Genomic DNA, 13,535 nt, shown 5'->3' with positions numbered 1-13,535 from the left:
CTATAATATGTTATAAAATTATCTGAGATCCACTACTTCCACGCCCGGGAATTTTTTAGCGTCGAAAGTAAACGTAGCATCACTCAGGTTGGAATTAGGCGTAAAGCTGGTGATCTCGTAGGTATAATGATTACCATTTTTTTCGAACACTTTCATTCTGGCAATGTTCTGGTTCTTTTTATCTACGGATACAATCACCTTAAAGATGTTTTTTGACTTGTCAGTAGGCGTTAACTCAATGTTTTGCAATACCTTACCTTTTTCGTTGCTTTCTGCCTCGAGGCGATACAGAAAATCCTTATCGTAGAAATTGGTAAAGAGTTTCGCCGGTGTCATGGCGCCGCCGCTCTGGTCTACGTTGTTGATGGTTACTTCATTCACATCCTTGGCATAAGTCCAGGAGGTTTTGTTATCGCTGATGATCTCCTGGCCTGGCAGGGTCACTTTATACTTGGCGCCTTTCAGGTATACGGTTCCTTTTTTGGAATCATTTACACTGTTATTAGCCCCTTCTACTTTTAATATAAAATTCGCTACGACTGTTTTTAATGATTTAAATTTACTACTAACCCCATCCAGAACAATTTTGGCTTTCGGGTCGTTGGTTCCTTTTGACTGCGCCGTGCTGCCGAAAACAATACCGCCCAACAACAATCCCGTTAATACAAATTTCTTCATCATAGTTTTTTTGGTTTCTTACCCGGCATCAGACAAATGCCATGCCGGTATGATCAGGTTTTTTTTACAACACGCGAAATTCGTTTATTTCCAGCGAAATGGATGGCAAATTCTCCGAATACCGACATATTAAAACAAATTATAACAAATTATTAAGGATTTCCTGCAGCTCTGCATCTGTTTTAACCAGTACATCCCGCGCCTTACTACCCATATTAGGCCCTACAATGCTGGCTGCTTCCAGCTGATCCATGAGGCGGCCCGCCCGGTTATACCCCAGCTTCATCCGCCGCTGCAGCAAGGAAGTAGACCCCTGCTGGGTTTGTACAATCACCTGTGCTGCTTCCTCAAATAACGGATCCCTGTCTGCCAGCGTCAGTTCCTTACCATCGGAATCCTTGTCATCTACATATTCCGGCAGCAGGAAAGCATCCGGATACCCTTTCTGGTTGCCGATGAACTCTGCCACATTCTCCACTTCCGGCGTATCCACGAAAGCACACTGTAAACGTACCAGTTCTCCGTTGAAGGACACCAGCATATCCCCCTGTCCGATCAGCTGCTCTGCGCCGCCAATATCCAGGATGGTACGGGAATCTATTTTGGAAGATACCTTAAAGGCTACCCGCGCCGGGAAGTTGGCTTTAATGGTACCGGTAATGATATTCACGGAAGGACGCTGGGTAGCAATAATCAGGTGAATACCTACCGCACGGGCCAGCTGGGCCAAACGGGCAATCGGCATCTCCACCTCTTTACCGGCGGTCATAATCAGATCCGCAAACTCATCCACGACCAGCACAATGAAAGGCAGGTAACGATGACCTTTCAGCGGATTCAGTCGGCGTTGGGTAAACTTATTATTGTACTCCCGGATATTACGTGTACCGGCTTCCTTCAACAGGTCGTACCGGAGATCCATTTCAATACACAAGGCATTGAGGGTATGAATCACCTTCTTGGTATCGGTAATGATAGCATCATCTTCTCCCGGCAGCTTTGCCAGGAAGTGTTTTTCAATCAGCTTATACAACGACAGCTCCACCTTCTTGGGATCTACCAGTACAAACTTCAGCTGCGACGGATGTTTTTTATACAACAACGATACCAGCAAGGTATTGATACCAACGGATTTACCCTGACCGGTAGCCCCTGCCATCAGCAGGTGCGGCATTTTGGCCAGGTCCGCAATGAAGTTTTCATTATCGATCTTCTTCCCGATGGCAATCGGCAGGTCCATGGTACTGGACTGGAATTTTTCCGATGCCAGCATATTTTTGAGCGATACAATCGTCTTTTTCACATTGGGCACCTCAATACCAATGGTACCCTTACCCGGAATAGGCGCGATAATACGGATACCCAGGGCCGACAGACTCAACGCAATATCATCTTCCAGATTTTTGATCCGGGAAATACGTACACCCGCTGCCGGTACAATCTCGTACAGTGTTACCGTAGGTCCTACGGTTGCACTGATTTTCTGGATAGAGATATCATAGTTTTTGAGGGTATCGATGATCTGGTTTTTATTTTTCTCCAGCTCTGAGGTGTCCTGTACAATAACTTTATCGGCATTATGATTTTCCAGGAGGTCCAGGGTAGGATATTGATAGTCCCGCAGATCCAGGGAAGGATCATAAGGATCAGCCGGTACCACCGGCCTTACTGCGGCCACTTCTTCTACCTCTTCTTCCTCATCCTGGAAAGTAGGCTTGATTTCGAATGCTACTTCCTGCGGTGCATTTTTCTTTTTAGGTGTCGGCGCCACTTCTTCCGCAGGCGTTTCTTCTATATACAGCAACGGCCCCGGATCTTCATCCTCCCCTTCTTCCATTTCCGGCAACTCTTTCAACTCCAGCATCAGCTCTTCTCCTTCTTCTTCCTCTTCTTCGGGCTCGTTCAGGATAGGCGCCGGCGGCACTACCGGTGGCACATGCGGTACATGCGAAGGAATCACAGTAATTTCTTCCCGCTCTACCAACTCCATGGGTGAAAACTCATCCAGGTCTTCTTCCGCAGCAGGCGGAATTACCATCACGCCACTATCTTCCCTTAATCCGTTTTTACGGTCGGCCTCTTTTACCGGGGGCGGCGTGGCAGCAGCTGGCGTAACTGCAGCAGCTGCGGCGGCCAACGGCGTTACCGGCGGTGCTACCGGAGCAGGTTTAGGTGGTTTCACCTTTTTTTCCGGCCACTTGAAATCGAAATTGAATTTCCAGATGAGCCAGGAGAAACCGGCTACCAGCAGTAATAACGCCGTACCGGTTTTACCCACAAAACCAGAGGTCCATTTATTCAGTGCATTGCCGAGGGCACCACCCCAGGGGAAATCAAAACCACCGGCCAGAAATGCCAGCGTCATACTGACAAACAGCAATCCGAAAAGAATATATTTCACATTGCGCCAAACCCGGAATACCCGGCGGCCCACTATAAAATTCACACCGATGATAAAAAAGAAATAACAAAACAGGTAAGCTGCTACGCCTACCCCGTTAAAGAAAAAATTATGGGATACATAGGCCCCCAGACGGCCCAGCAGGTTATCTACCTTTACATCGCCAATCAGCAGTTCCTGCGTAGAATAGCGGAATACTTTATCCTGATCATCTTCCCAGGTAAACAGGTATGAAGTGAATGCAATAAAACAATACACGGACAGCAAAAGAAAAAACACGCCCATTACTTTATGGGTACGTTCATCTTTTACCAGCTCCTTTACTTTTACCTCAGGCTCCTTGTCTTTCTTCAACACATCGGGGTTCGGGGCGGCGCCTTTTGGTTTTTTGTTCTCCGGTTTTTCGGTTTTCAATTTATTCTTCGACATAATATAGCTTCAAAATTGGGATTACTTTGCAGTTGGCGGCAACTGCAGTATCCAGTGTGACATGAATTCCGGGACCATCGGATCAATGGTTTGTTCCAGTTCACCGTATTCTTCTACTGTACAGGTTTTACAACGCTGGAACAAGTGGTTTAAACCTTCAAACTTACGGATTGTTACGAGCATATTGCCATTTTCGCGCAATGCCCGTTCTATCGCATTCAGATTGGCATCTGCCTCCACCTGTATATCCCGCGACCCGTTAATAGCCATGACCGGGCATTTAATCTGCCTGAGATATACGAGTGGTTTATATAATAACAAAGAAGACATTTCCGGGGTGAAGTTAATATCTCCCGCAAATACTTCTTCAGATACCTGCTGTTTAATACTATCCGGAGCATGACGGTACATATCCCGCAGTACCTCCGTTGCACGGGCTTTTGCCACTGCGATATTCGTATCACCCGCCAATGCATCCCAGTATGGTTTCAGTCGCAACAACCGGGATTGTGTCAGGCTATCCGGTTCTCCGGCCAGCCTTCCGTTGATGATGATTTGCTGATCTACCAGTTCGCGGCCGGGCAGTCCCGGACCCGCCATGGCTATCACAAATGCTACGGCCGGATTATCTGCTGCCGCTATCTGCGCAATGGCGGCACCTTCGCTGTGGCCCGCCAGTCCGATACTCCGGACATCCACATCCCGCCTTGTTTTCAGATAGGCCATCGCCGATTTTACATCTGCTGCCAAATCGTAAATCGTGGCTTTTGTATGATCGCCGCCGGATGCGCCGGTTCCTCTGTCGTCGCATCGCAGCGAAGCAATGCCGTTACGGGCCAGATAATCTGCCAGTACGAGGAAGGTTTTGTGTCCGGCCATTTCACCATTGCGGTCCTGCGCACCGGAACCGCTGATCAGGACCACTACCGGATATTTACCCAGGGTGGCCGGCCGGGTAAACGTGCCGGCCAGGGTAATACTATCTTTTGTATGATCGAATGTAACGTTTTCTGTATAATATGGATAAGGAGCTACCGGTTCCTGTGGCCGTCTGCTCACGTCTTCCCGGTTGATGACCGTGCGGCTGAGATCCAGCCGGCTCTGTTGTCCGTTCCAGGAAAACAATCCCTTGAACCGTGCCGAGGCCACATCCCACACGCCCGTATAGGCAAACCGGATGTCGTCTATACGCAACAATAAGGTATCCCTGCGGTATACAATCTGATCAAAAGGTAATGCTACCGCTGTCTGGTCAGGACTTTCCAGCTGCCCCGCATACCCTGTACCTTGTTTGGCAAGGGTTACGATCAACCGTTGTTTCTCGCCATAATAGGAAGTAGCTACGCCATACCACTTACCGGTAATAACAGTAGGATCCTGTGCCCGCACCACCGCGCACAGACAAACACACAACAATAGCGCCCAACCGCATTTGTACATAGAAAAACTGCTTTATGCCTTTATCCTGAGCACGCCCAACAACAAGCTAATCCAACCGGCGATAAAAAATACGCCGCCAATAGGCGTAATGATACCGATACCTTTTAATCCTACATTGCCGGTCATCTTCATCAAAGTAAGCAGATACAGTGATCCGGAAAAAAGAATAATACCTGTAATAAAAAACCTGCCTGCCCATTGTAACTGGCTGCCCGGGAGATGAGCAAAGAGAATGCCGGTAATTAACAATGCAAAGACATGATAGAACTGATACGTAACGCCTGTCTGAAAAGTAGATACGGTTTCAACCGGCACCAGCTCCTTCAGTTTATGTGCACCAAATGCACCCAGGATTACTGCCAATGCGCCTAAAACCGCTGCCCAAACTAAAAAACTTTTATGCATACTAGAAATTTTCCGTAAAGGTATCCAATGAAATATTATCAGATGAAATTATATGCCTGGACTGTTGATAAAAAGGTAACCTTTCGGCCAGCTTTTTCTCCACAAACCCACTCAGGTCATCATCATCAAGATCCTGGATTAACGGACGCTTTGACTTTTTCCGCTGCAGCCGTTCTACCATCGCAGCGATAGAAGGGTTGATCCAGATGGTAGTGCCATGGTCATTCATAAAGTCCATGTTGTCCTGGAAACAGGGCGTACCACCGCCACAGGAAATCAGGAATCTGTCCTGGCGCGATAATTCCCGCAGCAACATACTTTCCCGTTCCCGGAAATAGTCTTCCCCTTTTATAGCGAAGATATCACTGATGGCCATCTCTTCTGCCCCTACAATTACTTCATCCAGATCATAAAAAGGCAGCTGCCAATGATCCGCCAATTGTTTTCCCCAATAGGATTTTCCGGCACCCATAAAACCGAGCAGGTATATTTTCATAAAGTAATTCAGGTAATTAATGGTTATCCAGACCTCGTGCAGGAAGCGTCCAGGCGAGGCAAAGGTTGTTCTCTATGATGTATTGCAAATATAACCGGGTATTGTTATCCGGCTTCAAAAATTCGGCACTGATAAAACCGGTATGTTGAAACACAAAGGGATACAGGCGCATATCCGCTTTAAAATCAACCCCTCCCTTGCCATACCATTTATACATGGCTTCTTTGGCGCTCCAGCAAATACTTTTATGCGCCAGGGTTTCGCGCAGGTCCATAAAGCCTTGTTCTTCCGGCGACAGGAACTTATGCGACACCCATTCTATCTTTTCTTTTATTTCTTCAATGTCGATGCCCACCGCGCCTGTTTTGCTGACAATAGCAGCTGCATAATCGCCACAGTGTGAGATAGAGAAATGGTAACTATCGCAGGCCAGTACCGGCTTACGGGAATCAGTTACCGTAATCTGCTGAATAGGGAAATCAGGGAAAAGGGTCAGCAGCAGGTATCTGCCGGCAAAATGCTGCAATCGTTTATGTAAATGATGTATATCCCGGCTGATATTCACCTTTGTCCGGAAAAAGCTTTCGTCCTCTGTTATCTTCCACACCCCCAGCTTCGTATCCGCATCAATTTGTATGGTACGTATTAATGGCATATCTTGCCAAATTAAAGCAAAAAAGCAGAAAAAACCGCTATTTGCTACCAGCTTTTAGCAATTAGTGTTCGCATTCACACTAAAAACAGCAGCTGCTATCAAAAAACCGACAAAAGCTCACTAAAACTAAATAACCTGATCATGATTCTGTCAGACAAACGGATATTGGAGGAAATTGAAAAAGGCACTATCGTGATTGCGCCTTACGACCGGAAATATCTGGGTACCAACTCCTATGATGTACACCTGGGTAAACACCTGGCCACCTACAAAGACCGGATACTGGATGCGCGCAAACACAATGAAATCGATCATTTTGAAATCCCGGCAGAAGGCTACGTATTACAACCGGGTACCCTTTACCTGGGTGTTACGGAAGAATACACCGAAACACATGCCCACGTGCCTTTTCTGGAAGGTAAATCCAGCACCGGCCGCCTGGGGATCGACATTCATGCAACTGCCGGTAAAGGAGATGTTGGTTTCTGCAATACCTGGACCCTGGAAATTTCCTGCGCCCAACCGGTACGTATATACGCCGGCATGCCCATCGGGCAGCTGATCTACTTCGTCGTAGAAGGAGAAGTGGAAACACTCTATAACAAGAAAGGCAACGCCAAATATAACAGCCACACCATCAGACCAGTGGAAAGTATGATGTGGAAGAATGAATTCTAAAGCTCTCAATAAAGATTTTCCGGAAGATGTAAAACAGCTGTTGGCTGTTCCTGCATCTTCCCGGAAATCCTTCCACCCGTCACCCGCTCCCCTACTCAGGTACCACATATACCACTTCATGCGCCTCTGTACTGACCGGTACTTCCAGTTTACTGATCAGCCGTTCCATTGCCAGCGCCGGTACCACTGCTTCCCGCTGCCTGTTTTGCTGCAGTAAAAGCGAAGCCGGTACTTCCACATATACAATAGTGACCGCTGCTTCATAAATGAGCAATAAACTGATCAGCTGTTCCCGCATCTGCCGGGTTATATTAGTGGCATTCCACACAAAAGCACGCTTATCCCGTAAGTATACCCGTGCCTTTTCCTTGGCTGCCTGTATCACGGTGCCATTCCCGCTTTTATCGGTCGGACTTATTTTCATTTCCCGGCGGATATCGTCCAGGGAGATGACCGGCAGTTGCGGATAATGCCGCCGCACATAGGTGTCTTTACCCGCACCCGGCAGGCCGCTCATGATGATAACGCGGAATGCAGGTTGCTCAAACGGTACATAATCCGGGGCACTGTCGCTTCTAAGCAGGTAATGCATGCGGGCATGCGCCGAGGCAAAAGCCCGGGGCTGGCCCCAGCATTGCATGTCCCGGCACAGCTCTTCAAAACAATCCAGGCGGTACAGCAGGTCGGCCTGGTCGCTGCAGATACGGCCCAGGGCATCCGCACGGGCCAGCAATGCCAGCAGCCGCGTATCTACTTCGAGGCTGGCGGCAATCGCTGCTTTCTGCGGGTCGGGCTTATCAAATACCCACAGGGGTAAACCGTGGTAGCGTACCAATGCTACAATCTGCTCCCGGATGTGGAAAGGCGTGACGATATCCCGGTAAAGGATCTGCCGGGCTTTCATAGCGCCTTTCCGGGCATGTCCGGCAGAAGTAATCGTGCCATCCGGTTCGATGACTGTAGTACTGTATTTCTCTACATCATGCAACAACGCGGCAGCCCACAGAATTTCCTGTTCCTGCGCCGGCAGCTCCTGGTATGCCGGCAGCTGTTCCAGCTGCTGCAGTACCAGCTGCGTATGTACGGCCACGTTACCTTCTGCATGATGCCGGGCATCCTGCGGTACGTCCTGCATTACCTGTACCCAATCGAAGGTACGTTCCAGGTATGCCCATGTTTTATTTTCACTGATCTGCCACATGATAGCCTCCTTCATAATTTAGTGCAGCACGTTGCCAGTGACGGGTCCAATGCTGATCGGTTTTTACATGTCCTTTGCGGACATACTTGAATACATTTTCCGCAAATGCCGCTACCGGATAACCGGCCGCATTGCGGGATACAATACCTTCCATCACCGTAGGCTGGCCGGTATGCACATCGTACGGATCAAAAGCACCGCGGCCATTTACCAGGGCCAGGGTATCTTTTTCAAACTCCTGGCGTGTAGCCGGCGGCGTTATCCGTTTGATTTCCGGTACTACCGGTAAATCGAGCATAGCGGCATAAAAGCGGGTTTCCTCCCAGCTCAGCCAGCGGTCGCCTTCCCGGATACCCAATACATAAAAATGATGGTCCAGGTTTTTATAGGTAATAGAGTGTATGGCATATACATTTTCCAGGAAGATCTCGAGTTGCCCCAGGTCATTCCGGATACTTTGCCAGTAACGGCGGATACTTTCCGTCCAGGCGGAAGTAGTGGGGGCCGCATGCGAACGTGCAAACACCCCGTAACGTGAGAGACAATTATTCTCTCCGTCGAGTTTTTCCGTATGTACCAGTTCCGGGATTTTTGTCAGCAACTCCCAGTAGTCGTGCTGAATACGATCATCGCTGGTGGTTCCCGGCGAAAAAGGGTAATGGTACGTACGGCCATATTTTTGTGAAATGGCCATGTTATTTCGTTTTAATCAGACAATATTATCACAGGCCGGCTCCCGGGCGGGAACGGCTGAAAGGAATTATTAATATACCTGTGATATTACATGGCGCAAGTGTTTGCAGTTTTTAATAATGAAGGGCAAAAGTAAATAAAAGATCCGGAAAATCCTGCTCCTATCTTCTTCACCAGGGGATATCCGGGGAGGTACACTCCTGCCAGCCGGACTTTTCCGTCCATCCATGTCTTATCTCTTATTGAAGTATTTAATAGTATATTACGCATGCTTTTGAAATCAACAACAATCAAGTCTAATGAGAAAATTCCTACTATGTGCAACTGCAGCTGCTACGCTGGCCGCCTGTAACAACACCGGTACCGGTAGTAAGGGAGGAGCGTCAGACAGCACGCTCAACGCAGCTTTCAGCAACTACGAGCAACGTTTTATTGATGCCCTCTGGAAAGAGAATCCTGACTGGGCCACCGGTGTGGGTTATCACAATTATGATTCCGTGCTGATTGTACCCGACGAAGCAGCTTCCAAAGCAGCATTGGCTTTTGCCCAACAACAGCTGGACTCTTTAAAATCATTCGACAAATCCAAACTGACGGATGCCAACCAGACCGATTATCAGCTGATTGAAAATTTCCTGCAATCGGCTCAGTGGGGTATTAAGGAGTTGAAAAGCAACGAGTGGGATCCCTCCTCTTTTAATGTGAGCAATACGTTTGCTTTCATCCTGAATGAGAACTATGCCCCGCTGGAATCCCGTCTGCGCAGCATCGCCATTCGCCTGCAAAACATTCCGGCTTACTATGAGGCCGCGAAAAAACAGATCAAAGATCCCGTGCCGGAACTGACCGCACTGGCCATCGACCAGAATAACGGCGGTGTATCTGTGTTTGAAAAAGACCTTTTGGATTCTCTCAACAAAACCAGCATTCCTGCAGCAGAAAAAGCTACGATAGTAGCCCGTGCCAAAGCAGCGGCAACCGCCATCAAAGGCTATGCAACCTGGTTAAAAGACCTGAAACCGGCTAATCCCCGGAGCTTCCGGCTGGGACAGGCTTTATACGAGCAGAAATTTAACTACAGCATACAATCTTCTTTCAGCGCCTCCCAGATTTATGACTCAGCGGTAGCCCGCAAACGTTTTGTACATGGCGAGATGATGAAAATCAGCCGCCAGCTGTGGCCTAAATACTTTGGCAACACACCGGTTCCTACTGATTCACTGGAACTGGTTGGCCGTATGATTGACACGCTTTCTGTACGTCACGTAAAACCGGAAGAGTTCCAATCTGCCATCGAAAAACAACTGCCTTCCCTGATTGCCTTTATCAAGGAAAAAGACCTGTTGTATATCGATCCGAGCAAACCACTGGTCGTACGTAAAGAGCCAGCCTATATGGCGGGTGTTGCCGGTGCTTCCATCAGCGCGCCTGGCCCCTACGATAAAGGTGGTAATACCTACTACAACGTAGGCTCCCTGGAAGGATGGCCGAAAGAAAGAGCAGAAAGCTACCTGCGCGAATACAACCAATACATCCTGCAGATCCTCGATATTCACGAAGCCATTCCAGGTCACTATACCCAGCTGGTATATGCCAATCAATCTCCCAGCCTGATCAAATCACTGATGGGCAATGGCGCCATGATTGAAGGATGGGCTGTATACACCGAACAGATGATGCTGGAAAACGGCTATGGTAATGATGAGCCGGAAATGTGGCTGATGTGGTACAAATGGAACCTGCGTGCCGTATGTAATACCATCCTGGATTACAGCGTACACGTAAAAAATATGAGTAAGGAAGAAGCCATCCACCTGCTGACCAAAGAAGCGTTCCAGCAACAGGCCGAAGCAGAAGGTAAATGGAAGAGAGTAAGTGTAACCAGTGTACAGCTCACCAGCTATTTCACCGGCTACAAAGAAATCATTGACCTGCGCGAAGCTTACAAACAACAGGAAGGCAGTAACTACAAACTGAAAACCTTCAATGAGAAATTCCTGAGCTATGGCAGTGCACCGGTAAAATATATCCGGCAGCTGATGCTGAAAAAATAGTCACGATTATCTGCTTATATATTTACGCCTTGCATAACAGCTGTTATGCAAGGCGTTATGTTTTATAGCCGTTTCATGATAGGATGACACCCATCAGGTATCGCAGGTAACGTCGTCCCATGGCTGGTTACGGTAGTTGATCAACCAGTTGAGGGCATAATGTCTTTCATATACGATGCCCGGGTGTACCGGTTCCTGTTCTCCTTTCAATCGCGCATCCACGCAAGCCCAGTGGGCCCGGTAATACAGGTCGTTGGCATCCAGGATTTCCGTAGCGGAGCGCAGGGAAACAGCATCGTTGAGAAATGCAGCCGGATCTGATGCCGGTCCTTTAAAAGGGAAAGCGGTTTCCGGTACCATATCCAGGTTGCACAGGTCGTTGATATAACCCAAAGAAGGAATTTTATGCAGCGCCCATAACAATACCCAGACATCTTCACACTTCCAGGTTTCCCGGGTTTTATCGTCCGGAGTGGGGTTGTCCAGGAAAGTTTTTTCCGCATCTGTTGTTTTATCCCACAGCTGATTTTGCTGCAGATATTGTACGACTTCGCTCCCATCCAGGTACCCAAAAGCCACCGCATTTACAGCCGCCAGTATGGCTGTTCTTTCCGCCACTTCTCTGGCGGTACGGAGTACTACCGCATTTTCGTCTACAATAACCGGCAGGTTGACACTGGATTTCACCTGCATACCGGTGAGTTGCTCCAGGCTACGATCCTTTCTGGCAGCGGCTTCCGGAGAAGGCCCTTCTGCAGCATCAAAATATTTGGCGTGAATATTTACGGCGAGGTGTGTAGCTGTGGCATGTCCGTTTACATCCAGCAGCAAAGCGCCGGATTTATCCCAGAAGCCCTGCACAGGGGTATTGAAGATAAAATTCTTTTCACTGAAAAAGATACCATCCAGTTCCTGTGCCATTTCCATCACCACTGCCCGGAGTTCGCCGTTGAATGCGGGTTCCGCCTGCATCGCTATTTCCGTATTGATGGTCGTAATTTTAGCCAGCAGCAGTTCTTTCAGCGCCGGGTTATCGGCCGGCAGTTGTTGCACAAAACCATGCATGCCCATCAGATTCGCGGTCACCGGATCATCGCTGTACAAGAGTTCATAGCCGGGCACCGCACGCTGACGATAAGTTATCGAGAGGGTATTTCCTTTACGTAATAATTTTTTCCCTGATCTGATACTGATACTTTCCCAGTTATGGTCCGGTCCTTTTACTGTTACTGCAGATGCGCCAAAATGCGCCCGTACACAGGCCAGTACTTTTTCCATTTCTACTTCATGCGTATAGAGCGTACAATTTTCCATGGCAATTTTTTCGAGTGGCCAAAGTTAGCCCAACCAGCCGAAAAAAGGGCTGGTTTTCTTTTTTTCAGTAATTTAGGTAACCAGGAAAATCCGATTTGTTCACCTTTAAATCAGTTGTATGATGAAGCGGCATTCCTTATCAGCCATCGTACTTTGTATCCTTTTCCTTGCCACTGCCTGCCTGCCACCCAGGCCCCCCAGACCTCCCCGGCCCAGGCATCATATACAGCTTTCCCTATTGCTCCACCTTCCCTCTTTGTTGCAACCGTTTTAATACCTGTTGCAGTTTTACCGGATCGTGCATATAGGGAGAGAGATCAAACAAGGCTACTTTCCGGAAAGCTACCGGATGGCTTTCGCTTTGCAGGCTGATAGAGCCTTCTGTTAACAGTTTTCCATCCTGCTTTACAGCCGGATTGGCATGCAATACGTTGCCACCGCCTATTTGCGGCTTATTATATACCAGTACCGTATCTCCTTCCACGATGTGTTTGATCACGGAATCGCGCAGTACCAGGGCTTCTGCACGTACCCATCCGTCGCCGGGATAGGTTTTGGAAGTAGAACTGATACAATGATCGGTGATCAGTTTTCCATTCATGACTACGTTTGTTCCTGGTGTACACAGATTAGCGGTGCTACGTTCGTCTTTGCCGTTGCCTCCCAGCAGCTGTTCTTCCAGCGATATGGGAAAGTCCTGGTCTTTGGTCATGCTGGCAGCGGTTTGTCCGTGCAGCATCACACCGCTGTTGCGATATGCCCATCCCGGGCCACCTTTCACCTGGTCGCCGGTAAAACGGTATTCCACGACCAACAGGTAGGCGGAGAAATTTTTCTTGTAGAAGATATGTCCGTATTGTTCATTGAAGGCATCGTAATGGTCATAGCTGACTGTCAGCAATCCGTTTTCCACCCGGAAAGTGTTGCCAACATTATCATTGAGATCGTGGCCTGAAATTTTGATATCCCAGTCTTTGAGATCTTTACCATTAAAGAGCTGGAGCCATTGATGGGGTGCTGTTTTTTTCTGTGCGGAGGTATAGAGCCCGGCCAGCAGCAATAACGTGGTCAATAATTTTTTCATGTGTTCC

12 protein-coding genes are annotated in these 13,535 nt (G+C 48.3%); 2 read left to right on the top strand and 10 right to left on the bottom strand.

Going from position 1 to position 13,535, the window contains the following annotated elements:
* Positions 1-18: 18 nt before the first annotated feature.
* The 6 genes from lolA1 to OL444_RS12545 all read right to left on the bottom strand — a co-directional run bounded on the left by lolA1 (position 19) and on the right by OL444_RS12545 (position 6,504).
* Entirely contained in the window at positions 19-681 is a 663-nt protein-coding gene (lolA1, locus tag OL444_RS12570) for an outer membrane lipoprotein periplasmic chaperone LolA1 (protein ID WP_264732846.1), read from the bottom strand.
* Between the two features lie 136 nt (positions 682-817).
* Positions 818-3,508 carry a DNA translocase FtsK gene (locus OL444_RS12565; RefSeq protein WP_264732847.1) on the bottom strand — a complete coding sequence of 897 codons (2,691 nt, stop codon included), beginning with the start codon at positions 3,506-3,508 and terminating at the stop codon, positions 818-820.
* Positions 3,509-3,529: 21 nt separating this feature from the next.
* Positions 3,530-4,948 carry an alpha/beta hydrolase family protein gene (locus OL444_RS12560; protein ID WP_264732848.1) on the bottom strand — a complete coding sequence of 473 codons (1,419 nt, stop codon included), beginning with the start codon at positions 4,946-4,948 and terminating at the stop codon, positions 3,530-3,532.
* Positions 4,949-4,960: 12 nt separating this feature from the next.
* Positions 4,961-5,353 (bottom strand): DUF423 domain-containing protein, encoded by a 393-nt coding sequence (locus OL444_RS12555; RefSeq protein ID WP_264732849.1) that lies wholly within the window; start codon positions 5,351-5,353, stop codon positions 4,961-4,963.
* Position 5,354: 1 nt separating this feature from the next.
* A complete protein-coding gene (locus OL444_RS12550) occupies positions 5,355-5,849 on the bottom strand; it encodes a shikimate kinase (RefSeq protein WP_264732850.1) in 495 nt (164 codons plus the stop codon).
* 16 nt (positions 5,850-5,865) lie between these two features.
* Positions 5,866-6,504, bottom strand: coding sequence for a 4'-phosphopantetheinyl transferase family protein (locus OL444_RS12545; protein ID WP_264732851.1), 639 nt, complete (start codon positions 6,502-6,504; stop codon positions 5,866-5,868).
* A gap of 141 nt (positions 6,505-6,645) precedes the next feature.
* On the opposite strand from OL444_RS12545, the gene dcd reads away from it, so the two are divergent.
* Positions 6,646-7,182 (top strand): dCTP deaminase, encoded by a 537-nt coding sequence (gene dcd, locus OL444_RS12540; protein ID WP_264732852.1) that lies wholly within the window; start codon positions 6,646-6,648, stop codon positions 7,180-7,182.
* Between the two features lie 91 nt (positions 7,183-7,273).
* Here dcd and OL444_RS12535 read toward each other — a convergent pair whose 3' ends face one another.
* Both OL444_RS12535 and OL444_RS12530 read right to left on the bottom strand, forming a co-directional pair.
* Positions 7,274-8,398 carry an AAA family ATPase gene (locus OL444_RS12535; protein WP_264732853.1) on the bottom strand — a complete coding sequence of 375 codons (1,125 nt, stop codon included), beginning with the start codon at positions 8,396-8,398 and terminating at the stop codon, positions 7,274-7,276.
* Entirely contained in the window at positions 8,367-9,077 is a 711-nt protein-coding gene (locus OL444_RS12530) for an RNA ligase family protein (RefSeq protein WP_264732854.1), read from the bottom strand. The genes OL444_RS12535 and OL444_RS12530 overlap by 32 nt, the downstream gene beginning before the upstream one ends.
* A 298-nt stretch (positions 9,078-9,375) precedes the next feature.
* On the opposite strand from OL444_RS12530, the gene OL444_RS12525 reads away from it, so the two are divergent.
* Positions 9,376-11,130 (top strand): DUF885 domain-containing protein, encoded by a 1,755-nt coding sequence (locus OL444_RS12525; protein ID WP_264732855.1) that lies wholly within the window; start codon positions 9,376-9,378, stop codon positions 11,128-11,130.
* Positions 11,131-11,223: 93 nt separating this feature from the next.
* Here OL444_RS12525 and OL444_RS12520 read toward each other — a convergent pair whose 3' ends face one another.
* Positions 11,224-12,444: a DUF4272 domain-containing protein gene (locus OL444_RS12520; RefSeq protein ID WP_264732856.1), complete on the bottom strand. Its 1,221-nt coding sequence runs from the start codon at positions 12,442-12,444 to the stop codon at positions 11,224-11,226.
* 235 nt (positions 12,445-12,679) lie between these two features.
* Positions 12,680-13,528 carry a 3-keto-disaccharide hydrolase gene (locus OL444_RS12515; RefSeq protein ID WP_264732857.1) on the bottom strand — a complete coding sequence of 283 codons (849 nt, stop codon included), beginning with the start codon at positions 13,526-13,528 and terminating at the stop codon, positions 12,680-12,682.
* Positions 13,529-13,535: the final 7 nt, after the last annotated feature.

The sequence above is a fragment of the Chitinophaga nivalis genome (genome assembly GCF_025989125.1).
GTDB classification, from domain to species: domain Bacteria; phylum Bacteroidota; class Bacteroidia; order Chitinophagales; family Chitinophagaceae; genus Chitinophaga; species Chitinophaga nivalis.
The sequence above is the reverse complement of the archived record's forward strand: the minus strand, read 5'-3'. Positions and strand labels throughout refer to the sequence as shown.